The 24556-nt window shown below is 58.8% G+C and carries 21 protein-coding genes; 9 read left to right on the top strand and 12 right to left on the bottom strand.

Features of this window, described 5'->3' with window-relative positions; translation table 11 throughout:
• Positions 1-32: 32 nt before the first annotated feature.
• Positions 33-362 carry a hypothetical protein gene (locus tag BWI95_RS01645; RefSeq protein ID WP_054802813.1) on the bottom strand — a complete coding sequence of 110 codons (330 nt, stop codon included), beginning with the start codon at positions 360-362 and terminating at the stop codon, positions 33-35.
• A 217-nt stretch (positions 363-579) separates the two neighbouring features.
• On the opposite strand from BWI95_RS01645, the gene BWI95_RS01640 reads away from it, so the two are divergent.
• Positions 580-1824, top strand: a complete 1245-nt coding sequence (locus BWI95_RS01640; protein WP_023480477.1) for a polysaccharide deacetylase family protein — start codon at positions 580-582, stop codon at positions 1822-1824.
• 4 nt (positions 1825-1828) lie between these two features.
• Here BWI95_RS01640 and panD read toward each other — a convergent pair whose 3' ends face one another.
• From panD to thpR, 9 genes are all read right to left on the bottom strand, one after another.
• Positions 1829-2209 carry an aspartate 1-decarboxylase gene (panD, locus tag BWI95_RS01635; protein WP_023480241.1) on the bottom strand — a complete coding sequence of 127 codons (381 nt, stop codon included), beginning with the start codon at positions 2207-2209 and terminating at the stop codon, positions 1829-1831.
• A gap of 105 nt (positions 2210-2314) precedes the next feature.
• Positions 2315-3172, bottom strand: a complete 858-nt coding sequence (gene panC / locus BWI95_RS01630) for a pantoate--beta-alanine ligase (protein WP_076768881.1) — start codon at positions 3170-3172, stop codon at positions 2315-2317.
• A gap of 11 nt (positions 3173-3183) precedes the next feature.
• A complete protein-coding gene (gene panB / locus BWI95_RS01625; RefSeq protein ID WP_054802814.1) occupies positions 3184-3975 on the bottom strand; it encodes a 3-methyl-2-oxobutanoate hydroxymethyltransferase in 792 nt (263 codons plus the stop codon).
• A gap of 108 nt (positions 3976-4083) precedes the next feature.
• Positions 4084-4563 carry a 2-amino-4-hydroxy-6-hydroxymethyldihydropteridine diphosphokinase gene (gene folK, locus BWI95_RS01620; protein WP_054802815.1) on the bottom strand — a complete coding sequence of 160 codons (480 nt, stop codon included), beginning with the start codon at positions 4561-4563 and terminating at the stop codon, positions 4084-4086.
• Positions 4560-5957, bottom strand: a complete 1398-nt coding sequence (gene pcnB / locus BWI95_RS01615; RefSeq protein ID WP_208864609.1) for a polynucleotide adenylyltransferase PcnB — start codon at positions 5955-5957, stop codon at positions 4560-4562. Before pcnB ends, folK begins: the two co-directional genes overlap by 4 nt.
• A 58-nt stretch (positions 5958-6015) precedes the next feature.
• The gene (gene gluQRS, locus BWI95_RS01610) at positions 6016-6912 is read right to left on the bottom strand and encodes a tRNA glutamyl-Q(34) synthetase GluQRS (protein ID WP_054802838.1); all 897 of its coding nucleotides are present in this window, start codon (positions 6910-6912) and stop codon (positions 6016-6018) included.
• Positions 6913-7002: 90 nt separating this feature from the next.
• The gene (dksA, locus tag BWI95_RS01605) at positions 7003-7458 is read right to left on the bottom strand and encodes an RNA polymerase-binding protein DksA (RefSeq protein ID WP_007373199.1); all 456 of its coding nucleotides are present in this window, start codon (positions 7456-7458) and stop codon (positions 7003-7005) included.
• Positions 7459-7630: 172 nt separating this feature from the next.
• Positions 7631-8335, bottom strand: coding sequence for a DNA/RNA nuclease SfsA (gene sfsA, locus BWI95_RS01595; RefSeq protein ID WP_023480367.1), 705 nt, complete (start codon positions 8333-8335; stop codon positions 7631-7633).
• 44 nt (positions 8336-8379) lie between these two features.
• A complete protein-coding gene (gene thpR, locus BWI95_RS01590) occupies positions 8380-8913 on the bottom strand; it encodes an RNA 2',3'-cyclic phosphodiesterase (RefSeq protein WP_076768879.1) in 534 nt (177 codons plus the stop codon).
• A gap of 72 nt (positions 8914-8985) precedes the next feature.
• Here thpR and hrpB point away from each other — a divergent pair, with 72 nt between their 5' ends.
• From hrpB to fhuB, 6 genes are all read left to right on the top strand, one after another.
• On the top strand, positions 8986-11415 hold the full coding sequence (gene hrpB, locus BWI95_RS01585) for an ATP-dependent helicase HrpB (protein WP_076768878.1): 2430 nt from the start codon (positions 8986-8988) through the stop codon (positions 11413-11415).
• Positions 11416-11532: 117 nt separating this feature from the next.
• Entirely contained in the window at positions 11533-14052 is a 2520-nt protein-coding gene (gene mrcB, locus BWI95_RS01580; RefSeq protein WP_076768877.1) for a bifunctional glycosyl transferase/transpeptidase, read from the top strand.
• A 251-nt stretch (positions 14053-14303) separates the two neighbouring features.
• Entirely contained in the window at positions 14304-16553 is a 2250-nt protein-coding gene (gene fhuA / locus BWI95_RS01575; RefSeq protein WP_076768876.1) for a ferrichrome porin FhuA, read from the top strand.
• A gap of 49 nt (positions 16554-16602) precedes the next feature.
• Positions 16603-17400 (top strand): Fe3+-hydroxamate ABC transporter ATP-binding protein FhuC, encoded by a 798-nt coding sequence (gene fhuC, locus BWI95_RS01570; RefSeq protein ID WP_054802817.1) that lies wholly within the window; start codon positions 16603-16605, stop codon positions 17398-17400.
• The gene (fhuD, locus tag BWI95_RS01565) at positions 17400-18290 is read left to right on the top strand and encodes a Fe(3+)-hydroxamate ABC transporter substrate-binding protein FhuD (RefSeq protein WP_054802818.1); all 891 of its coding nucleotides are present in this window, start codon (positions 17400-17402) and stop codon (positions 18288-18290) included. Before fhuC ends, fhuD begins: the two co-directional genes overlap by 1 nt.
• Positions 18287-20269, top strand: a complete 1983-nt coding sequence (gene fhuB, locus BWI95_RS01560; RefSeq protein WP_076768875.1) for a Fe(3+)-hydroxamate ABC transporter permease FhuB — start codon at positions 18287-18289, stop codon at positions 20267-20269. Before fhuD ends, fhuB begins: the two co-directional genes overlap by 4 nt.
• 326 nt (positions 20270-20595) lie before the next feature.
• Here fhuB and hemL read toward each other — a convergent pair whose 3' ends face one another.
• Positions 20596-21876 (bottom strand): glutamate-1-semialdehyde 2,1-aminomutase, encoded by a 1281-nt coding sequence (gene hemL / locus BWI95_RS01555; RefSeq protein WP_042711954.1) that lies wholly within the window; start codon positions 21874-21876, stop codon positions 20596-20598.
• 168 nt (positions 21877-22044) lie between these two features.
• On the opposite strand from hemL, the gene clcA reads away from it, so the two are divergent.
• Entirely contained in the window at positions 22045-23451 is a 1407-nt protein-coding gene (gene clcA / locus BWI95_RS01550; protein ID WP_076768874.1) for a H(+)/Cl(-) exchange transporter ClcA, read from the top strand.
• An 81-nt stretch (positions 23452-23532) separates the two neighbouring features.
• A complete protein-coding gene (gene erpA, locus BWI95_RS01545; protein WP_023480429.1) occupies positions 23533-23877 on the top strand; it encodes an iron-sulfur cluster insertion protein ErpA in 345 nt (114 codons plus the stop codon).
• Between the two features lie 41 nt (positions 23878-23918).
• On the opposite strand, the gene BWI95_RS01540 is transcribed toward erpA, so the two are convergent.
• Complete coding sequence (locus tag BWI95_RS01540; protein ID WP_076768873.1) at positions 23919-24542, bottom strand: TRIC cation channel family protein; 624 nt, start codon at positions 24540-24542, stop codon at positions 23919-23921.
• Positions 24543-24556 lie beyond the last annotated feature (14 nt).

The raw sequence follows: 24556 nt of genomic DNA, 5'->3' as shown, positions 1-24556 counted from the left end.
CAGGCGATCTTATTGTTATGCATGAACAGCAATCAATCGTGTTTTAAAGACATTCTGATTTGATCGCCCGTTTCTAATCGGTAATCACAATAAGTGAGTCCATTGTTTCTGGTGGGCTGATTCATCGCATTTAAGAGTTCTTTTACTTTGCTGCCTATGATGGCCATGGGATCGAATCCTTTCCATTTACAGTTAGTGGCGGATGGGGAGCAATAAACCATGCTTGAAATCCCATCCGTGTCCGTTTCCACTCCCGTTGACGTTATGCTTCCTTTTGCCGGGCATTGACCCGCAAAAGCTGCGCCTGAAGCGGATGAAAAACCTAAAAGCAGAGCGAGAATAATAGCTTTATCCATGTTCATGATGTTTCCTTAGTCCATTATTAAGGTGCAATTGCACAAATAACATACACCTGGGAAATGGAAAGGCAAAGTTTGAACAGAAGATGAGCATTTCACACCAGAGGTCACCTGCGCAGAAAGCAATGCGCCGAGTTAGCCCACTTTTTGACCTAAACAAAGCCATTAAATCCCTCAGGTTTTGTTACAATCACGCCACTTTCCTAACGCGGTTCGTCTCATGTCTCGTTTGATTGCCTTTCTCTTTCTGTTGCTGGCCGGTAGCGCCTCTGCCGCCATTATCAGCGAACAAGCTGTTCCTGCACGTTATCTGCAAACCACCGAAGATGCCGACATCTGGGCGCAGGTGGGCGATAAAGTGATTACCGTCGGCAATATTCGCGCCGGGCAGATCATCGGCGTGGTGCCGGGCGAGGAGGATTACTACGCCTTTCGCTTCGGCTTTGGCTCGGGGTTTATTGATAAAGGCCATCTCGGCACGGTGACGGGCAACAAGCGCGTGCAGGATAGCCTCGGCGATCTTAATAAGCCGCTCAGCAACCAGAATCTCATCACCTGGCAGGATACGCCGCTCTACAACGCGCCGGATAAAACCAGCCCGCAGTTCGGCACGCTGGCGCAAAACCTGCGCTACCCGATTATCGATAAGCTCAAAGATCGCCTGAACCAGACCTGGTTTCAGATCCGCATTGGCAACCGGCTGGCGTGGGTCAGCAGCCTCGATGCGCAGGAAGATAATGGCCTGCCGGTGCTGACCTACCACCATATTTTGCATGACGAAGAGAACACCCGCTTTCGCCACACCTCCACTACTACTTCGGTTCGCGCCTTTACCAACCAGATGACGTGGCTGCGCGACCAGGGCTACGCCACGCTGTCGATGTATCAACTGGAAGGGTATGTGCGTAACCGCATGAATCTGCCCGCGCGCGCGGTGGTAATCACTTTTGATGATGGGCTGAAGTCTGTCAGCCGCTACGCCTACCCGATCCTGCGCCAGTATGGCTTTAAAGCGACGGCGTTTATTATCTCGTCGCGCATCAAGCTAAAGCCACAGAAGTGGGACCCAAAATCGCTGCAATTTATGAGCGTGTCGGAGCTTAACGGCATTCGTGATGTGTTTGATGTGCAGTCGCACACCCACTTCCTGCACCGGGTCGATGACGCGCGCCATCCGATCCTCTTTAGCCGTAGCTATCACAACATTCTGTTTGATTTTAAACGTTCGCGCCGCGCGCTGGCGCAATTCAACCCGCATGTGCTCTATCTCTCCTATCCGTTTGGCGGCTATGACGATAAAGCGGTGAAAGCGGCAAATGATGCCGGTTTCCATATGGCGGTGACTACGGTGCGCGGGAAGGTGAAGCCGGGGGATAATCCGTTCTTGTTAAAACGGCTCTATATCTTACGGACGGACTCGCTGGAAACGATGTCGCGGCTGATCAGCAATCAGCCGCAGGGGTAGGGCATCAGGCAACCTGAACGGGCACGGCTTTCGCGGTGCGTTTCATCTCGTTGTCGCCATCAAAATAGGCCACTTTCGGCTGCCAGCTGCGGGCCACGTCATCGGGCATGGTGACGTAGCTGGCGATAATCAGAATATCGCCGACATCCGCACAGTGCGCCGCCGCGCCGTTAACGGAGATAATGCGTGAGCCGCGCTCACCGGCAATCGCATAGGTAGAGAAGCGCTTACCGTTGGTGACGTTGTAGATATCAATGGCTTCGTATTCAAGGATACCGGCCGCTTCCAGGAAATCCTGGTCGATGGCGCAGGAGCCTTCGTAATGCAGATCGGCCTGCGTCACTTTGACGCGGTGGAGCTTGCCTTGCAGCATAGTGCGAATCATAAGTTGAACCTTCGTTACTGAGAGTAAAGCCGAAACGGGGAGACGGCTCCCTGCTTAACCCCGTCTGTTGTTGCCGCGCCTTAACCGGCGCAGCGTTCTGCCAGATTATTTCTGGGTCAATTCAACCACTTTGTTGTCGATAAGCCGCGCCTGGCCGAGCCATGCCGCCATCAGAATCACCGCGCGCTGGCTGCTCTCTGTCACGTCAAGCAGCGTGTCCGCATCACGGATCTGAATATCATCGGCGCGGAAACCGGCTTCGTTGACCTGCTGCTCCGCCAGGGCCACCAGCTCTTCGGTATCGCGCTCGCCCGCCTGTAATTTATCGGCGATGGCGTTCATCACTTTGCTCATTCCCGGCGCGATTTTGCGCTGGTCAGCGGTGAGATAGCCGTTACGCGAGCTGAGCGCCAGGCCATCTTTCGCCCGCACGGTCGGTACGCCGACAATCTCAATGTCATAACCCATATCCGCCACCATTTTGCGGATCAGCTGCAACTGCTGGTAATCCTTCTCGCCGAAGCAGGCGATGTCGGGCTGGACCAGGTTAAACAGCTTGCTGACGATGGTGGAGACGCCGCGGAAATGGCCAGGACGGCTGGCACCTTCCAGCATCGTCGAGATGCCCGGAACGTCAACATAAGTCTGGCCTTCCGTGCCCTGCGGGTAGATATCGGCAGGCGCCGGGGCAAAGACGAAATCGACTTTGCGTTTGTTCAGCTTTTCACAATCTTCCTGCAAGGTGCGCGGGTAGCGCACCAGGTCATCCTGGCGGTCAAACTGCATCGGGTTCACAAAGATGCTTACTACCACCACATCGGCGCGCAGTTTCGCTTCGTCGACCAGCTTCATATGACCATCGTGCAGGTTGCCCATGGTCGGCACCAGCGCAATGCGTTTTCCTTCCTGACGCAGGCGGCGAATATGCTGGCGCAGCAGCGGCAGGGTTTCAATAATCAACACAACAAGGCTCCTTAATGGAAACTGTGCTCTTCGCCCGGATAGGCTCCGGACTCGACTTCAGCCACATACTGCCTCACCGCGGCACGCATGTCGCCTGCTTCATTGAGGAAATTTTTAGCGAATTTTGGAATATGTCCACCGGTAATGCCGAATGCGTCATGCATCACCAGAATCTGTCCGTCGGTCACATTACCTGCGCCAATACCAATCACCGGAATGGTTAACGCCCCGGTAATGCGCTGCGCCAGTTCAACCGGCACGCACTCCAGCACCAGCAGCTGCGCGCCTGCCGCTTCCAGCGCCAGCGCATCTTCATACAGGCCCTGCGCCGCATCGCCGCGCCCCTGCACTTTATAACCGCCGAAGATGTTGACCGATTGCGGAGTTAAACCGAGATGACCGCATACCGGCACTGCGCGTTCAGTGAGCATTTTCACCGTTGGTGCCAGCCAGCGGCCGCCTTCGATTTTCACCATATTGGCACCGGCGCGCATCACCGCAGCCGCGTTCTCAAACGCCTGTTCGGGGGTGGCATAAGCCATAAATGGCAGATCGGCGAGCAGCAGGCAGGCGGGTGCGCCGCGGCGAACGGCCTGAGTGTGATAAGCGATATCGGCCACCGTTACCGGCAGCGTGGAGTCGTGCCCTTGTACCGTCATGCCTAACGAATCGCCGACCAGCATCACGTTGATCCCCTCTTCGGCAAAGAGTTTGGCGAAGCTGTAGTCATAGGCGGTGATGGTGGCGAAGCGGCGCTTCTCCTGCTTACATTTCAGCAGCCACGAGAGGGTCGTCGGTTTCATAGCGTTTCCTGATAGTCGAAGGCGAATCTGGCGCATTCTAAGCAGCAACATTCAGGGGGGCAATGACTTTAGGCAACCCGTTGATGCAGGTCACCTTTTCAGGCGGGGTTACCAGGCGTGAGGTTTTGGCGCGTTCAGCCGCGTCAGCACGGCCTGTAATGATTCGCCATCGGGGAAATGCAGGTCAGGGGCGATCTCAAACAGTGGCCACAGCATAAAGCCGCGGTTTTTCATATCGTAATGGGGAATGGTCAGGCGCGCGGTCTGCACCGTCATCTCGCCAAACAGCATAATATCGAGGTCAAGCGTGCGCGGCCCCCAGCGCTCGGCTTTACGTACGCGCCCCTGTTGCAGCTCAATGCGCTGCGTATGGTCGAGAAGGGCTTCCGGTGCGAGCGTTGTTTCCAGCGCCACGGCGGCGTTGAGGTAGTCAGGCTGATCCGGCGGGCCGAGCGGGGGAGTGCGGTAAAGAGAGGAGCACGCCACGATCCGGCTGTCGGGGATCTCCCCCAGCGCGGCTATCGCGGCGTTCACTTGATCGAGCGGCGAGGCGAGATTGCTGCCCAGCGCGATAAAGGCCAGTGTCACGCACTGCCCTCACGGCGCGGCGCGCGCTTGCGCGGACGGCGATGACGACGGCGCTCGGCCGGCTCTTCACCTAAATCATCAAGCATATGTTTTTGCGCCGGCGGTGCAGAGACCTGGAACTCGCCCCACCATTTTGTCAGGCGTTGCAGTTCAGCGTTGTTTTCCGCCTCGGCGCGCAGTGCCAGCAGATCGTACGAGGCGCGGAATTTCGGATGTTCCATCAGTTTCCAGGCGCGTTTGCCCTGGCGACGGGACATGCGCAGCTGCAGCTGCCAGATATCGCGAACCAGCGTAGTGATGCGTTTCGGGATCGCCAGCGAGCGGCACGCTTCGTCGAGCACGTCGTTCATCGCCAGTGCGAAGGCGTCGTAGTAGGCCAGCCCGCCCTCCTGGGTGATACGCTGCGCGTTTTCCAGCAGCGGATACCAGAACATAGCGGCAAACAGAAACGCCGGGTTAACGCGCATATCGTTGTGAATGCGGTTATCGGTGTTCTTCAGCACCTGGGCAATAATGCGCTCCATCGGGCTGTCGCCGTGCTCGGTAAAGCAGCGGGTGATGATCGGGAAGAGCGGCTGGAAGAGGCCATATTCGCGCAGCAGCTGGTAGGTATCGTAACCGTAACCGGCCTGCAGCAGCTTCAGGGACTCTTCAAACAGACGCGCTGGCGGCACGTCGTTAATTAAGGTTGCCAGACGCGGGATCGGCTCGGCGGTCTCTTCGCTAATCTGCATGCCCAGCTTGGCGGCGAAACGCACCGCGCGCAGCATGCGCACCGGATCTTCGCGGTAGCGGGTTTCCGGGTTGCCGATCAGGCGGATGGTGCCCTCTTGCAGATCGCGCATGCCGCCGACGTAATCACGTACGGTAAAGTCGGCAACGCTGTAATAGAGGCTGTTAATGGTGAAGTCACGACGCTGGGCATCTTCTTCAATTGAGCCGAAGATGTTGTCGCGCAGCAGCATGCCGTTCTGGCCGCGCTGGGAGATGGTGCGATCGGTTTGTTGATCGTCATGATGACCACGGAAGGTCGCCACTTCGATAATCTCCGGCCCGAACATCACGTGTGCGAGGCGGAAACGGCGACCCACCAGGCGGCAGTTGCGGAACAGCTTACGCACCTGATCCGGCGTGGCGTTGGTGGTGACATCAAAATCTTTTGGTTTTTTGCCCAGCAACAAGTCGCGCACACCGCCGCCTACCAGGTAAGCTTCATAGCCCGCTTTATTCAGACGATAGAGCACTTTGAGCGCATTTTCGCTGATATCTTTGCGGGAAATAGCGTGCTGCTCACGCGGGATAACCGCCATTTGCGGTTTGGCCATTGCCTCAACGGCCATGCTCTCTTCGCGGCTTAGCACCTTGCGGCAAAAATTAGCGACTCGGGTAAAAATAGTACACCTCGGTAGTGTCAGACGTCATCGGGACAAAAAAATAGCGGCTAATCATAGCTCAGCGCGAAGCATTTGAGAATGCTGTATTCGCATCGCCTGTTACAGGTACGCGTGAAAGCGACCAGTTCGCCACCGCCTTTTCCAGCAGATCCTCCAGCGAGAGATCCTGCCACTCTTTTGTTACATCCTGGTTCATAAATTGTAAAGCACGGATCAACACAGGACGCGGATCGCCCTCCGGCAGGGCAGGCGCATGGTTCTGCTTGGAGAGCTTATCCCCTTGTTCATTAAGGGCTAATGGCAGATGAACATACTCAGGTGCCGGCCAGCCTAATTGTTGATAAAGGGAGAGGTGCCGCACCGTCGGCGCTATCAGATCCGCGCCGCGCACGATCTCCGTCACACCCTGAAAATGGTCATCGACCACCACGGCGAGGTTATAAGCAAATAATCCATCGCGGCGGTGAATAATAAAATCTTCGCGCGCCAGTTTCTCTTCGGCAACGATGCGCCCGCGCAGACGGTCGTTAAATTCCAGCACCGGTTGGCGTTGCAGCAGGCGGACCGCGGCGTTTTCCGGGCCATGATTCAGGGTGCGGCAGTGACCATCATAGAAACCGCCGACGCTTTGAATACGCGCTCGCGTGCAGGTGCAGAAGTAGCTCAACCCTTCACGGTGCAGCCGCATTAGTACTTCCCGATAAGCCTCATGTCGCCGGGATTGCCACAGCACCTCACCGTCCCAGTGCAGGCCGTAGTGTTCCAGCTGGCGCAAAATTGTCTCTGCCGCGCCGGGCACTTCGCGGGGAGGATCGATATCTTCAATCCGCACGCGCCAGATACCATGCTGAGCACGGGCTTGCAGATAGCTGCCGAGGGCGGCAATTAACGAACCAAAATGCAGTTCACCGGATGGGGATGGCGCAAAGCGCCCGATATAGTGTGATTCAGGCATATCGACAGGCAAAAAAGTACAGGGCGGGCGCGTTCGCCGCCTTATAAGAGACGCCCCGCATCAGCGGGGCGTCTTGGGGAATGCCGGGGGTTAGCCCGCCATCTGTTTTTCGCGGATTTCCGCCAGGGTTTTGCAGTCGATGCACAGGTCGGCAGTCGGACGCGCTTCCAGACGACGGATACCAATTTCAACGCCGCAGGATTCGCAGAAACCGAAATCTTCGTCTTCTACTTTTTTCAGCGTTTTTTCGATCTTCTTAATCAGCTTACGCTCGCGATCGCGGTTACGCAGTTCAAGGCTGAACTCCTCTTCCTGAGCAGCACGGTCAACCGGGTCCGGGAAGTTAGCCGCTTCGTCCTGCATGTGCGTAACGGTGCGATCGACTTCATCCCTAAGTTGATTGCGCCATGCTTCAAGAATCCGCTTGAAGTGCGCCAGCTGGGCTTCGTTCATATACTCTTCGCCCGGCTTCTCTTGATACGGCTCCACCCCAGCGATGGCGAGAATACTCAGGGACGATGTTTTACGGTTTTGCCCTTCTTGCATGTTGCTTCTCCTTAACACGCACTATCGATCCCCGTACGGGGGAAAAATCAGGCCGCTATAAATAGCAGATGCTTTTACGGATGGCAAATATCCATACGTAACACTTGACAACCCTGTGAAGAAAAGCGTATTTGCGCACGCGACCAAATCACTTATTCGTCAGGCGCTTGCCTTAAAGCGAGAACGGTAGCGGCAAGCTAAGACTGATATTATCGGCAGAAAGTTCCGCTTTATAAGCAATAACTTCCACCCCATTTTGTTGCGCTTCACTCAATAATCGTGCGTATTCCCCATCAATATGGCGCGCGGGTGCGAAATGTTCAACGGCGGAGTGCAGAATGGCAAACAAGATCACCGCACGGTCACCATTGGCCGCAACGCTCATCAACTCCCGTAAATGCTTCTGCCCGCGCAGTGTGACCGCATCCGGGAAATAGCCTGACTGCTGCTCGGCGAGCGTGACCGATTTCACTTCAATATAGCAGTTGCGGCGATCCTCCGCCTGTAACAGAAAATCAATTCTGCTGCGCTCCGCACCATATTTCACTTCGCTTTTCAGCACGCTATATCCCGTTAACTCAGGCAGGCGGTCAGCGATAATCGCCTCTTTCGTTAACATATTTGCCCGCTGAGTATTAACGCAAATAAATGCGCCCTGTTGCGTTTCAGTTAATTCCCAGGTGTGGGCATATTTGCGCTTCAGATTTGTTGAGGTGGAATACCAGACCCGATCGCCTGGCGTCGCGCAACCGGTCATCGCGCCGGTATTGGGGCAGTGCAGCGTCAGGGTTTCGCCTTCGGGCGTCACGACATCCGCCAGAAAGCGCTTATAGCGCGTCACAAGCGTGGCGGATTGTAGCGGTGGGGTGAATTCCATATCTCTTCCTTAATATGTTCGTGGCTCAAGACGCGCCGAAATGATTACTCCCCGCTAAGGGGCCAGCGCTTCAGGGCGGTGTAACGGGTACGCCCGTTGAGAAACTGCGATTCGTAGAGCGCAAACTCAGTGACCGGAAAAGACCAGCGAAAACCCGGCGGCGGCAGCGAAACCGCGTGGCTGGCGTCGCGCAGCAGCGTGATGTGCGGGTGAAAAGGCTGCGGGCTTTGATAGCAGCCGCTGCGTGCTGCCTGCGCGCGCAGCATATCTGCCAGTTGCAGTAATCCGCGCGGCGGCTGGCGCGAACCGAGCCACACCACGCGCGAGCGCAGCCACTGCCCGGCATCATCCAGCGTCAACGTAAAGCCCGGCTGGCGAATGCGTCCGGCCAGCGTCTCCAGCGCCTTCTGTTTCTCGGCGCTGATATCGCCCAGAAAGGCTAGCGTCAGATGCAAATTGGCGGCGGCAATTGGTCGCCCCGCTTCCGGCGTGAAGTGCTGCGCGCGCCACTGCACCAGTTGGGGCTGGAGTTCGGCGGGCAGTTCAATGGCAAAAAAGAGCCTTTTTGATGCGGGCATAGTGTGCTCGAGGTCAAGAATATGTGGGGATGGTATACTGCCGCTCCTCTTCTGTTAACCCCTGGAGCGTTTGTGTCCTTACTGCCGGTTGCCGCCGTTCTGCCCGATCTTCTCTCTGCGCTGAAAAATGCGCCCCAGGTGCTGCTGAGCGCCCCGACCGGTGCCGGGAAATCGACCTGGCTGCCGCTGCAACTGCTGCAACAGAATGCAGTTGAAGGGAAAATTTTGCTGCTCGAGCCGCGACGTCTGGCGGCGCGCAACGTTGCGCAGCGGCTGGCGGAGCTTCTCAATGAGCAACCCGGCGACACCGTGGGTTACCGCATGCGCGCCGATACCTGCGTCGGCCCGAACACCCGCCTTGAAGTGGTCACCGAAGGGATCCTCACTCGCCTGATCCAAAACGATCCGGAGCTGAACGGCGTCGGGCTGGTGATCCTCGACGAGTTCCACGAGCGCAGTCTACAGGCCGATCTGGCACTCGCGCTGCTGCTTGATGTGCAGCAGGGACTGCGGGAGGATCTGAAAGTACTGATTATGTCCGCGACGCTGGATAATCAGCGTCTACACTCGCTGTTGCCGGACGCGCCGGTGATCGTCTCCGAAGGGCGTACGTTCCCCGTTGAACAGCGCTACCAGCCACTGCCCGCCCATCAACGTTTTGATGAGGCGGTGGCACAGGCCACGGCTGAACTGCTGCGCACCGAACCGGGTTCGCTGCTGCTCTTTTTGCCAGGCGTTGGCGAGATCCAGCGCGTGCAGGAGCAGCTTGCGTTGCGCGTCGGCAGCGATGTGTTGCTCTGCCCCCTTTATGGCGCGTTGCCGTTAAGCGAACAGCGCAAAGCGATTCTGCCTGCGCCTGCCGGCAAACGAAAAGTGGTGCTGGCGACCAATATTGCCGAAACCAGCCTGACCATTGAAGGGATCCGGCTGGTGGTGGACAGCGCGCAAGAGCGCGTTGCCCGTTTTGATGCCCGCAGCGGCTTAACGCGTCTGATTACCCAGCGCATCAGCGTGGCGTCGATGACCCAGCGCGCCGGACGCGCCGGGCGTCTGGAGCCGGGCATCTGCCTGCATCTGCTTGCCAAAGAGCAGGCGGAGCGCGCGACGGCGCAGAGCAGCCCGGAGATCGTCAATAGCGACCTCTCCGGCCTGTTGATGGAGTTATTGCAGTGGGGCTGCCAGGATGTTGCGCAGCTTAGCTGGCTGGATCTGCCGCCTGAGGCTAACCTGGCGGCGGCGCGCAGGCTGCTGACGCAACTGCGCGCGCTGGAAGAGGGGCGTTTAACGCCGTTTGGCATGAAAATGGCGGCGCTCGGCAACGATCCGCGTCTGGCGGCGATGCTTTCGAGCGCGCAGGGCGATGATGAGATTGCTACCGCGGCGAAGCTTGCGGCGATCCTCGAAGAGCCACCGCGCGGCGGTAATTCTGATTTGAGCGCGGCTTTCTCGCGCCAGCAGGGGAACTGGCAACAGCGCGCGCGCCAGCTGGCACGCAGGCTGAAGAGCAGCGGCGGCGAGCCGGATATCCGCGCGCTGGCACCGCTTCTCGCCTGTGCGTTTGCCGATCGAATTGCGCGCAGGCGCGGTCAGCAGGGGCGCTATCAGCTGGCGAACGGTTTAGGTGCAACGCTGGATGCCGATGATGCGCTAAACCGTCACGAATGGCTGCTTGCGCCGCTGCTATTGCAGGGGAGCCAGTCGCCGGATGCACGTATTTTGCTGGCGCTGCCGCTGGATATCGACGTGCTTGTTGCCCAAAGCACGCATTTGATTACCCAGTCCGACAGCGTCGAGTGGGATGAAACGCTCGGCACTCTGAAAGCATTTCGTCGTCGGCAAATTGGGCAACTGACGCTGAGCGCACAGCCGCTGGCGAAGCCCTCTGAGGAGGAGCTGCACCAGGCGATGTTAAACGGTATTCGCGAAAAGGGGCTGCGGGTGCTGAACTGGACAAGCGAAGCGGCGCAGTATCGTTTACGCTTACTCTGCGCCGCGAAGTGGCTACCGGAGTTCGACTGGCCCGCCGTCGATGACGCCTCGCTGCTCGACACCCTTGAGGCGTGGCTGCTGCCGCAAATGGGCGGCATTCGTTCCCTGCGCGATTTGCAGTCTCTCGACGTAGGGCAGGCGTTGCAGCAGGCGCTGCCGTGGTCGTTGCGTCAACGGCTGGATAGTGAGCTGCCTGGGCATTACACTGTGCCGACCGGAAGCCGGATAGCCATCCGATATCATGAAGATAATCCGCCTGCGCTGGCGGTGCGGATGCAGGAGATGTTCGGTGAAGCCACCACGCCGACGATTGCGCAGGGGCGCGTGGCGCTGGTGCTGGAGCTGCTTTCGCCTGCCCAGCGGCCGCTGCAAATTACGCGCGATTTAGGCGCGTTCTGGGCCGGAACCTACCGCGAGGTGCAAAAAGAGATGAAGGGGCGCTACCCCAAACATGTCTGGCCGGACGATCCGGCAAACACCGCGCCGACGCGGCGAACGAAAAAGTATTCATAGTGCTGATGCGTATAGCGTCATTCAGCAGTGGTATAAATTGAGAGAGTTCTTCTTCTGCCTGTAGGCCGAAGAGCTGAGAATCGGGCCCTTGCGCCTGAACGTTGCGGAGAGTAAAGCATGGCGGGGAATGACCGCGAGCCAATTGGACGCAAGGGGAAACCTGCGCGCCCGGCAAAAGAGAAAATCAGTCGTCGTCGCGTTCGTGATGAAGAGTATGACGAATACGATGATGAAGAGGAAAACGCAGTGCCGAAAAAGGGAAGAGGCAGAGGCAAGAAGCCCCGCGGTAAACGCGGCTGGTTCTGGCTGCTGCTGAAAATTTTCATTGTTTGCGCAGTGCTGTTTGCCATTTATGGCGTCTATCTGGATCAGAAAATCCGCGCCCGTATCGACGGTAAAGTGTGGCAGCTGCCTGCCGCCGTCTATGGCCGTATGGTCAACCTCGAGCCGGATATGGCCATCAGCAAAAATGAGATGGTCAAGCTGCTGGAGGCGACGCAGTACCGCGAAGTGACCAAGATGACGCGTCCCGGTGAGTTCACCGTGCAGGCGAAAAGCATCGAGATGATCCGCCGTCCGTTTGATTTCCCGGACAGCAAAGAGGGCCAGGTGCGCGCGCGTCTGACCTTTGACGGCGATCGCCTGGAGACAATCGAGAATATGGACAGCAACCGCCAGTTCGGTTTCTTCCGTCTCGATCCGCGCCTGATCACCATGCTCTCTTCGCCGAACGGCGAGCAGCGCCTGTTTGTTGCGCGTAACGGCTTCCCGGATCTGCTGGTCGATACCCTGCTGGCGACGGAAGACCGCCACTTCTACGAGCATGACGGCATCAGCTTCTACTCCATTGGCCGTGCGATGCTGGCGAACCTTACCGCGGGTCGCACGGTGCAGGGGGCGAGTACGCTGACCCAGCAGCTGGTGAAAAACCTCTTCCTGAGCAGCGAGCGCTCCTACTGGCGTAAAGCCAACGAAGCCTATATGGCGCTGATCATGGATGCCCGCTACAGCAAGGATCGCATCCTTGAGCTCTATATGAACGAGGTCTACCTCGGTCAGAGCGGCGATAACGAAATCCGCGGTTTCCCGCTGGCGAGCCTCTACTACTTTGGTCGTCCTGTTGAAGAGCTGAGCCTCGATCAGCAGGCGCTGCTGGTCGGGATGGTAAAAGGGGCGTCGATTTACAACCCGTGGCGTAACCCGAAACTGGCCCTTGAGCGCCGTAACCTGGTGCTGCGCCTGCTGCAACAGCAGAGCGTGATTGACCAGGAGCTGTATGACATGCTCAGCGCCCGTCCGCTCGGCGTACAGCCGCGTGGTGGGGTGATCTCACCTCAGCCAGCCTTTATGCAGATGGTGCGCCAGGAGCTGCAGAGCAAACTCGGCGATAAAGTCAAAGATCTCTCCGGCGTGAAGATCTTCACCACCTTTGACTCGGTGGCGCAGGATGCTGCCGAAAAAGCGGCGGTAGAAGGCATTCCGCTGCTGATCAAACAGCGCAAGCTGTCGGATCTGGAAACCGCGATGGTGGTGGTCGATCGCTACACCGGTGAAGTCCGCGCGATGGTGGGCGGTGCGACACCGCAGTTTGCTGGTTATAACCGTGCGATGCAGGCGCGTCGCTCTATCGGCTCGCTGGCGAAACCGGCGACCTACCTGACGGCGCTGAGCCAGCCAAATACCTATCGCCTGAATACCTGGATTGCGGATGCGACGATTTCGCTGCGCCTCTCCAACGGCCAGGTGTGGTCACCGCAGAACGATGATCGCCGTTTCAGCGGTCAGGTGATGCTGGTGGATGCGCTGACGCGCTCGATGAACGTGCCGACCGTTAACCTCGGCATGGCGGTAGGTTTACCGGCGGTGACGGATACCTGGGAGAAACTCGGTGCGCCGAAAAATCAGCTGAACGGTATGCCGTCAATGCTGCTGGGCGCGCTCAACCTGACGCCGATTGAAGTGGCGCAGGCCTTCCAGACCATCGCCAGCGGCGGTAACCGCGCGCAACTTTCCGCGCTGCGTTCGGTGATTGCTGAAGATGGCACGGTGCTTTATCAGAGCTACCCGCAGGCGGAACGTGTGGTGCCTGCTCAGGCGGCCTACATGACGCTGTGGACTATGCAGCAGGTGGTTCAGCGCGGAACGGGTCGCCAGCTTGGCGCGAAGTATCCGGGCCTGCACCTGGCGGGGAAAACCGGTACCACCAACAATAACGTTGATACCTGGTTTGCCGGCATCGACGGGCGTGAAGTGACCATCACCTGGGTTGGCCGCGATAATAACCAGCCGACCAAGCTGTATGGTGCCAGCGGCGCGATGGCGATTTACCAGCGTTATCTGCAAAACCAGTCGCCGATCCCGCTGGATCTGACGCCACCGGAGGACATCACCAACATCGGCGTTGATGATATGGGTAACTTTATCTGCGGCGGCGGTGGCGTACGTCAGCTGCCGGTCTGGACTACCAATCCGGACGCGCTGTGCCAGCAAAGCCAGATGATGCAGCCGCAAACGGGCAATCCGTTCGATCAGTCGACGCAGCCGCAACAGCAGCAGCCGCAGCAACAACAGCCGCAGCAGGAGCAGAAGAGCGACGGCGTAGCGGGCTGGATTAAAGATATGTTCGGCAGTAACTAGTGATAAAAAACCCCGGTTCAGCAGACCGGGGTTTTTATTTTGTCCTTTCTGATACATTCAAATAACGCCGCGTTAAATTCCTTTCTTCATGCAATTAACATCCTGCTTTTTCAGCGACTAATTCTTTCCTGTTAAGCCCCGGCGGGCGGCATTGCGCTTGCTATGCACTGAGCGCTTCGCATATTATTCTGCGGTCATAATAATAATTCTCGTTTACGTTAACGTTCACTTACTGAATCAGAGATACACTCATGGCGCGTCCAACAACTGCTCAGCCAGTCACTTTTACGCTGCGTACTCTCGCAGTCGTAGTAGCCACAGCGGTTAGCGGCATGTCTGTTTATGCACAGGCTGCCACCACCTCAAAAGAAGAAACCATCACCGTCACCACCGCCGCGCCGCAAGAGAATGCGTGGGGGCCGGCGGCGACCATCGCGGCGAAACATACCGCGACCGCGACAAAAACGGATATGCCGCTGGAAAAAACGCCGCAGTCCATTTCCGTCGTCACCGCCGAAGAGATCGCGCTGCACCAGCCGAAATCGGCAAAAGAGGCCCTGAGCTACACGCCGGGCGTCAGCGTGGGCACGCGTGGGGCTTCCAATACTTACGATCAGCTGATCATCCGCGGTTTTGCCGCTGATAACCAAAGCCAGAATAACTACCTCGACGGCCTGAAGTTGCAGGGCAACTTCTATAACGACGCGGTGATCGATCCCTATATGCTGGAACGCGTAGAGTTGCTGCGCGGGCCAACCTCCGTGCTCTACGGAAAAAGCAGCCCCGGCGGCCTGATGAATATGGTCAGCAAGCGCCCGACCACCATGCCGCTGCACGAAATCCAGTTTAAAGCCGGCACCAATAGCCTGTTTCAGACCGGGTTTGATTTCAGCGACGCGCTGGATGATGACGGTGTTTACTCCTATCGCCTGACCGGCCTGGCCCGCTCTGCTAATGCGCAGCAGGACGGGAAAAAAGAGCAGCGTTATACCATCGCCCCCTCTTTTAGCTGGCGGCCGGATGATAAAACCAACTTCACCTTCCTCTCCTATTTCCAGAATGAGCCTGACACCGGCTACTACGGCTGGTTGCCGAAAGAGGGGACCGTTGAACCGCTGCCGAATGGCAAACGCCTGCCGACCAGCTTCAATGAAGGCGCAAAGAACAACACTTACTCCCGTAACCAGAAGATGGTCGGTTACAGCTTTGAGCATGCCTTCGACGATACCTTTACCGTGCGCCAGAACCTGCGCTACGCCGAGAACAAAACCTCGCAAAACAGCGTCTACGGTTACGGTATGTGCTCTGACCCGCTCTACACCGCCGATGCAAAAAAAAGCCCTTGTGCCAGCATCGCGCCGTCGCAGTGGAACCACTACCTGACGCGCCAGTATGTGATTGATAACGAGAAGTTGCAGAACTTCTCGGTCGATACGCAGTTGCAGAGCACCTTTGCCACTGGTTCTGTCGACCATACGTTGCTGACCGGCGTCGACTTTATGCGTATGCGTAACGACATCGACTCGTGGTTTGGCTATGCGGGATCGGTTGCGCCATCGGATATCTATAACCTCGATCGCGGCGATTTCGATTTCGCTGCCCATTCTGGTCCGTCTGGCGCTTACCGCATCCTTAACCGCCAAAAACAGACCGGCCTCTATGCGCAGGATCAGGCGCAGTGGGAGAAGGTGCTGATTACGCTGGGCGGCCGTTACGACTGGGCGAAGCAGAGCGCGTTTAACCGCGAGACTGGCATCACCACAACCCGTGACGATAACCAGTTCAGCTGGCGCGGCGGCGTTAACTACCTGTTTGATAATGGCGTTACACCATACTTCAGCTACAGCGAATCTTTCGAACCGTCATCCACCTCCGGTGCGAATGGCGCAATCTTCGCTCCGTCGAAAGGCAAGCAGTATGAAGCCGGGGTGAAATACAGCCCGAGCGATCGGCCGATTGTGCTGACCGGCGCGCTCTATCAGCTGACCAAGAGCAACAACCTGATGGCCGACCCTGCGGGATCGGTCTGGTCAGTCGAGGGCGGCAAAGTGCGTTCGCGCGGCGTGGAGCTGGAAGCCAAAGCGGCGCTCTCCGCCAACCTCAACGTGGTCGGCTCCTACACCTATACGCAAGCGGAATACACCACCGATACCAAACTGAAAGGTAATACCCCGCCGCAGGTGCCAAAACATATGGCTTCGCTGTGGGGAGATTACACCTTCTATGATGGCGCGCTTTCCGGCCTGACGCTGGGTACCGGCGCGCGCTTCACCGGCTCAAGCTTCGGCGATCCGGCGAACTCGTTTAAAGTCGGTAGCGCCACCGTCGTTGATGCGCTGGTGCGTTACGATCTGGCGCGCTTCGGTATGGCGGGCTCCAATGTCGCCCTGCACGTCAATAACCTGTTCGACCGTGAGTATGTCGCCAGCTGCTTTAACAGCTACGGCTGCTTCTGGGGCGCTGAACGTCAGGTGACAGCAACCGCAACCTTCCGCTTCTAATCTTTCTCTTCGGGCACGGTTCGCCGTGCCCTCTGACAAGTTGGCAACCATGCAGGAAAACAAAACGCTTCCCGATACCACCTTTCAACTGAACGATGTCACCTTTCGCGTGCCGGGACGCACGCTGCTGCATCCGCTGTCGTTGACCTTCCCAGGCGGGAAAGTGACCGGCCTGATTGGTCATAACGGCTCGGGCAAATCGACACTGCTGAAGATGCTTGGCCGCCATCAGGCACCCTCTGAGGGCGATATTCTGCTCGACGGGCAGCCGCTGGAGATCTGGAGCAGCAAATCCTTCGCCCGCAAAGTTGCCTATCTGCCGCAGCAGTTGCCGCAGGCGGAAGGGATGACCGTGCGCGAACTGGTGGCGATTGGGCGGTATCCGTGGCACGGGGCACTGGGGCGTTTTGGCGTGGCTGACCGCGAGAAAGTGGAGGAGGCGATTGCGCTGGTCGGTTTAAAACCGCTGGCGCACCGGCTGGTGGATAGCCTCTCCGGTGGCGAACGCCAGCGTGCGTGGATTGCCATGCTGGTGGCGCAGGATAGCCGCTGCCTGCTGCTTGATGAGCCGACCTCCGCGCTTGATATCGCCCATCAGGTCGATGTGCTGGCGCTGGTGCACCGCTTAAGCCAGCAGCGTGGCTTGACGGTGATTGCCGTGCTGCACGATATCAATATGGCGGCGCGCTACTGTGACTATCTGGTGGCGCTGCGCGGCGGTGAGATGATCGCCGAAGGCGCGCCGGAGGCCTTAATGCGCGCCGAAACACTGGAGCAGATTTACGGGATCCCGATGGGGATCCTGCCGCATCCGGCCGGTGCCGCGCCCGTGAGCTTCGTCTACTGATGGCCGCTATTCCTGAAATCAGCCGTCGGCGTTTACTGACGGCAATGGCGCTGTCGCCGCTGCTCTGGCAGATGCGCGGTGCGAAGGCCGCAAGCGTCGATCCGCAGCGCGTCGTCGCTCTTGAGTGGCTGCCGGTTGAGCTGCTGCTGGCACTGGGCGTGATGCCCTATGGCGTCGCCGATGTGCAAAATTACAACACCTGGGTCAACGAACCGTCGCTGCCAGCATCGGTTATTGATATTGGCCTGCGTACCGAGCCGAACCTCGAACTGCTGACGCAGATGAAGCCATCGCTGCTGGTCTGGTCGGCGGGCTATGGCCCCTCCGAAGCGAAGCTGGCGACCATTGCGCCGGGGCGCGGGTTTACCTTTAGCGACGGCAAAAAGCCGCTGGCGATGGCCAGACGCTCGCTGAACGAGATGGCGCAGCTGCTCAACAAAGAGGCGCAGGCGAATCAGCATCTCGCGCAGTTCGATGCGCTGATGAGCGCCACAAAGCCGCGCTTTGCCCGGCGCGGCGACCGCCCGCTGCTGATGATTACCCTGCTCGATCCGCGCCATGTACTGGTATTTGGTGCCAACTGCCTGTTCCAGGAAGTGCTCGATGATTTCGGCATTCGTAACGCCTGGCAGGGCGAGCAGACCTTCTGGGGCAGCGTGGCGGTCGGCATCGACCGGCTTGCCGCCTATAAAGATGCGGATGTGATCTGCTTTGATCACAACAATGAACAGGATATGCAAAAAGTGATGGCGACACCGCTCTGGCAGGCGATGCCGTTTGTGCGCCAGGGGCGTTTTCAGCGCGTGCCGGCGGTCTGGTTCTATGGCGCGACGCTCTCCGCCATGCATTTCACCCGCGTGCTGGATAACGCGCTGGGAGGCCGGGCATGATCCGTCGCTTCTCCCTCTCATCGGCGCTGCTGCTGGCGGTGCTGTTTATGCTGGCGGCCGGGCTAACCTGGTACAACTTAACCCTTGCGCTGCCGCGCGCCCAGTGGGGGCAGGCGCTGTTTACGCCAAATATCGATCGTATCGATCAGATGCTGTTTCACTACAGTCTGCTGCCGCGCCTGGCGATCTCGCTGCTGGTCGGCGCCGGGCTTGGGCTGGTGGGCGTGCTGTTCCAGCAGGTGTTGCGTAACCCGCTGGCGGAGCCGACCACTCTTGGCGTGGCGACCGGTGCGCAGCTCGGCATCACTATCACCACGCTGTGGGCGATCCCGGGCGTGATGGCATCGCAGTTTGCGGCGCTGCTCGGTGCCTGCGCCGTCGGCGCGCTGGTGTTTGGCGTAGCGTGGGGAAAACGGCTCTCCCCGGTGACCCTGATTCTTGCGGGCCTGGTGGTGAGCCTCTACTGCGGGGCGATCAACCAGCTTTTGGCGCTGTTTCACCACGATCAGCTGCAAAGCATGTTTTTGTGGAGCACCGGTACGCTGACGCAGACTGACTGGAGCGTGGTGCAGCGTCTCTGGCCGCAGCTGCTTGGCGGCACGGTGTTAACGCTGCTGCTGCTGCGTCCGCTGACCTTAATGGGGCTGGATGATGGCGTGGCGCGTAACCTCGGGCTGGCGCTGTCGCTGGCGCGGTTGGCGGCGTTAACGCTGGCAATTGCCCTCAGTGCGCTGCTGGTTAACGCCGTCGGCATTATCGGGTTTATCGGCCTTTTTGCGCCGCTGCTGGCGAAGATGCTCGGCGCGCGGCGTCTGCTGACGCGCCTGATGCTGGCTCCGCTGATTGGCGCGCTGATCCTCTGGCTCTCCGATCAGGTGATCCTCTGGCTGACGCGTATCTGGATGGAGGTCTCCACCGGGTCGATGACGGCGCTGATTGGCGCACCGCTGCTGCTGTGGCTGCTGCCGCGCCTGCGGAGTATGAGCGCCCCGGCAATGGATGGTGGCGATAAGGTCCGCCCCGAGCGCGGGCATGTGATGTGGTTTGCGCTGGGCGGCGTGCTGTTACTGCTGCTGGCGATGTGGGCGGCGCTCAGTTTTGGCCGCGACGCGCACGGCTGGCAGTGGGCCAGCGGTACGCTGCTGGATCAACTGCTGCCCTGGCGCTGGCCGCGCATTATTGCCGCGCTGACCGCCGGGATGATGCTGGCGGTCGCCGGGTGCATTATCCAGCGCCTGACCGGTAATCCGATGGCCAGCCCGGAAGTGCTGGGCATCAGCTCCGGCGCGGCGTTTGGCGTGGTGTTGATGCTCTTTTTTGTGCCGGGCAACGCTTTTGGCTGGCTGCTGCCCGCCGGGAGCCTTGGCGCGGCGGCAACGCTATTGATCATTATGCTCGCCGCCGGGCGCGGCGGCTTTTCGCCGCACCGCATGCTGCTGGCGGGGATGGCGCTCAGTACCGCCTTTACCATGCTGTTGATGATGTTGCAGGCGAGCGGCGATCCGCGCATGGCGACGATCCTGACCTGGATCTCCGGCAGTACCTATAACGCTTCTGGTGAGCTGGTGGTGCGCAGCGCGGTGGTGATGGTGGTGCTGCTGGCGTTAACCCCGCTGTGTCGCCGCTTGCTGATGATCCTGCCGCTCGGCGGGGAGAGTGCGCGCTCGGTAGGCATGGCGCTGACCTCGTCGCGTGTCGTGTTGCTGCTGTTGGCGGCAGCACTGACGGCAGCGGCGACGATGACTATCGGGCCGCTCAGCTTTGTCGGGCTGATGGCACCGCATATCGCGCGCATGATGGGCTTTCGCCGCACGATGCCGCATATGGTCATCTCCGCACTGGTGGGGGGCGTGTTGCTGGTGTTTGCCGACTGGTGCGGGCGGATGGTGCTGTTTCCGTTCCAGATCCCGGCGGGGCTGCTCTCGACCTTTATCGGCGCGCCGTACTTTATCTATCTGCTGAGAAAGCAGAGCCGCTAAAAAAATGCCCGGTGGCGCTAACGCTTACCGGGCCTACGAAGGCTGAGAACACGATTTTGTAGGCCGGATAAGCGCAGCGCCATCCGGCATTTCCCGATGGCATCACGATGGTATTGTAGGCCGGATAAGCGTGAGCGCCATCCGGCAATTCCCGATGGCAGCCCGATGGTTTTGTAGGCCGGATAAGCGTGAGCGCCATCCGGCATTTCCCGATAGCAGCACGATGGTTTTGTAGGCCGGATAAGCGCAGCGCCATCCGGCATTTACCAATGACTGCACGATGATTTCGTAGGCCGGGTAAGGCGTAGCCGCCACCCGGCACGGCATTACAGCTTCGCGAAGGCGCGCTTTGCGGCGTCGATGGTGTTATCGATATCCTCAACGCTGTGGGCAACGGACATAAAGCCCGCTTCAAACGCGGACGGTGCCAGGTAAACCCCTTCCTCCAGCATCAGGTGGAAGAAGCGTTTAAAGCGCTCAACATCGCACTTCACCACATCCTGATAGCTGGTCACGCTCTGCGCATCGGTAAAGAAGAGACCGAACATCCCACCGACATGGTTAACCACCAGCCCAATGCCCGCTTCCTGCGCGGCGTTCAGCAGACCTTCCGCCAGGCGAGTCGTCAGATCGGTCAGGGTAGAGTGAATGCCCGGCTGCGCCACTTCGTTCAGACAGGCGAAACCCGCGGCCATCGCAATCGGGTTACCGGAGAGGGTGCCCGCCTGGTAGACCGGCCCGGTCGGTGCCAGCGCTTCCATCACGTCGCGGCGACCGCCGAAGGCGCCTACCGGCATCCCGCCGCCGATGATTTTGCCAAGGCAGGTCAGATCCGGCACCACATCGTAGTAGGCCTGTGCGCCCGCCAGCGCGACGCGGAAACCGGTCATCACTTCATCGATAATCAGCAGCGCGCCAAACTCATCGCACAGCGCACGCAGGCCCGGCAGGAATTCCGGCAGCGGCGGTACGCAGTTCATATTGCCTGCGACCGGCTCAACGATGATACAGGCGATATCCTGCGGATACTGCTCGAACGCTGCGCGCACCGAGTCGAGATCGTTATAGGTGCAGGTGAGGGTGTGCTTAGCGAAATCTGCCGGTACACCCGGTGAGTTCGGCTGACCGAGGGTTAATGCGCCGGAACCCGCTTTCACCAGCAGGCAGTCGGCGTGGCCATGGTAGCAGCCCTCAAATTTGATGATTTTGTCGCGATGGGTAAAACCGCGCGCGAGGCGGATGGCGCTCATTGTCGCTTCGGTGCCGGAGTTGACCATACGCACCATATCCATGGTCGGAACCAGTTCGGTCACCAGCTCCGCCATTTTCACTTCCATCTCGGTCGGCGCGCCGAAGCTCAGCCCGCGGCTGGCCGCTTCGATTACCGCATTGCGGATCGCCGGGTGGTTGTGGCCCAGCACCATCGGTCCCCAGGAGCCGACGTAGTCGATATAGGCTTTGCCGTCGGCATCGTACAGATAAGCTCCGTCAGCCCGCTCGATAAACAGCGGCGTACCGCCAACGCCGGTGAAGGCGCGTACCGGTGAATTGACCCCGCCAGGGATAAGCTGTCGCGCTGTATTAAAGAGGTTTTCAGACTTACTCATGCTTTCATTCCTGGTTGCTGGAAAAAATCGTTGCCGCTCATTCTATGTGATTACCGGAAGCGGATGAAAGTTTTGCCGGGAAGAAGGACATATTTTGCAGGGATTTTGCCCGCGACGCGGCGGCAACGGGTGGCTACAATACTCCTTTTGTATGACGTATCAGAGCCAATGTCAGAAAACACTCCCTCATTTGAACAGCAGCAGGTTGAACGACGCCGACGCAGAGATATTCTGCGCCGCATGCTGCAACGTGATAAAACGCCGCTGGCGATCCTCGTGGTGGCGGCCGTGGCGGGAACGCTTACCGGACTGGTGGGCGTCGCCTTTGAAAAAGCGGTTAACGCGGTGATCAACCTGCGCATCGGCGCGCTGGCGCAGGTGGCGAACAGCGCTGTCGTCTGGCCGCTGGCCTTTATTGCCTCGGCGCTGCTGGCGATGATTGGCTACTTTTTGGTGCGCCGCTTCGCGCCGGAAGCGGGCGGCTCCGGTATTCCGGAGATCGAAGGTGCGCTGGAAGATCTGCGCCCGGTGCGCTGGTGGCGCGTGCTGCCGGTGAAGTTTTTCGGCGGCATGGGCACGCTGGGCGCGGGCATGGTGCTCGGGCGCGAAGGGCCAACGGTGCAGATTGGCGGCAACGTCGGGCGGATGGTGTGCGATCTCTTTCGTCTGCGCAGCGGCGAAGCGCGCCACACTCTGCTGGCAACCGGCGCGGCGGCGGGGCTCTCTGCGGCCTTTAACGCGCCGCTGGCGGGCATACTCTTTATCATTGAGGAGATGCGCTCGCAATTTCACTACAACCTTATCTCCATCAAAGCCGTCTTTACCGGCGTGATCATGTCGAGCATCGTCTTTCGCCTGTTCAACGGCGAAGCGGCGGTTATCGATGTCGGTAAGTTGAGCAACGCACCGGTAAACACTTTGTGGCTTTATCTGCTGCTGGGAATGGTGTTTGGCTGTATCGGCCCGCTGTTTAATACGCTGGTGCTGCGTACCCAGGATCTGTTTCAGCGCCTGCACGGCGGGAAGACCGGAAAGTGGGTGCTGATCGGCGGCCTGATTGGCGGAACCTGCGGCGTGCTCGGCCTGATGGCTCCTGCGCTCTCCGGCGGCGGTTTTGCGCTGATCCCTATCGCGTCTGCCGGGAATTATGGCCTCAGCGCGCTGCTGTTTATCTTTCTGATCCGCGTGGCGATGACGCTGCTCTGCTTTAGCTCCGGCGCGCCGGGCGGGATTTTTGCGCCGATGCTGTCGTTAGGCACGGTGCTCGGCATGGCCTTCGGCGCGGCGAGCATGGCGATTTTTCCCCATTATCAGCTTGATGCAGCGACCTTTGCCGTCGCCGGAATGGGGGCGTTACTTGCCGCCTCGCTGCGCGCGCCATTGACCGGAATTGTGCTAGTTTTGGAAATGACTGACAATTATCAGCTTATTTTGCCAATGATCATCACCTGCCTTGGTGCGACACTGTTAGCCCAGTTTTTGGGCGGTAAACCGCTCTATTCCGCCATCCTGGCACGTACGCTTGCCAGGCAGGAGGCCGCCGCTGACCGTGCGCTGCCGCGGGAGAATACTTGAACGATTTACTACCCTAATGGATAATAGCCGCCATGATCGGGTCAATATTTGCCCAGGTCGACGTATTAACGGGAGCAAGACATGAGTGATGACGTAGCGCTGCCGCTGCAGTTTACCGACGCAGCAGCCAATAAAGTAAAAAGCCTGATCGCGGACGAAGAGAACCCTAATCTGAAACTGCGTGTCTACATCACCGGTGGTGGTTGCAGCGGCTTCCAGTACGGTTTTACCTTTGACGATCAGATTAACGACGGCGATATGACCATTGAGAAGCAGGGCGTTGGCCTGGTGGTTGACCCGATGAGCCTGCAATACCTGGTGGGCGGTTCGGTGGATTACACCGAAGGTCTGGAAGGTTCCCGCTTCGTAGTGACTAACCCGAACGCGACCAGCACCTGCGGCTGCGGTTCGTCGTTCAGCATCTGATTACGTGAAATGCCGGGTAATACCGGCATTTACTTCGCTTTTTAACGACCCGCTTCATCCAGCGCAAAGGTTGGCAGCTTCAGGTGCCAGCGGATCGCCGCCAGGCGAATCACCAGCGTGACGACCATTCCTACCATACTCGCTGACTCCAGCGGCACGGCAAAAATATAGAACGCCGTAGCATGGACGATGCCACCCGCAATACAGGCCGTGGCGTAAATTTCTGTGCGCAAGATCATTGGTATTTCACGTGCCAGCACATCACGAATAATGCCGCCGCCGACGCCCGTCACTACGCCCATACAGATCGCCACCAGCGGCCCGGTGCCGGCGAGAAACGCTTTATTGACGCCAATGCCGACAAACACCGCCAGACCGACCGCATCCAGCACCGGCAATATCCACTTCGGCAAGCGGCGCGGCTGGCGCACTAAAATAATGGTTAACATGCAGGTGACCATCGCCACCACCAGATCGGTGGGATCTTTCACCCAAAAGACCGGCCCGTGCGCCAGTGCCATATCGCGAATGGTACCGCCGCCGACCGCAGTCACCACGCCCAGCACCAGCACGCCAAAAGGGTCCATCCGCAACTTTCCGGCAAGCAGAACGCCTGAGATGGCGAAAACGGCGGTGCCGATAATATCCAGCCAGTAGACCAGCATGGTTCATTCCCCGG

It is taken from the genome of Kosakonia cowanii JCM 10956 = DSM 18146 (genome assembly GCF_001975225.1).
Taxonomy (GTDB): domain Bacteria; phylum Pseudomonadota; class Gammaproteobacteria; order Enterobacterales; family Enterobacteriaceae; genus Kosakonia; species Kosakonia cowanii.
The sequence above is the reverse complement of the archived record's forward strand: the minus strand, read 5'-3'. Positions and strand labels throughout refer to the sequence as shown.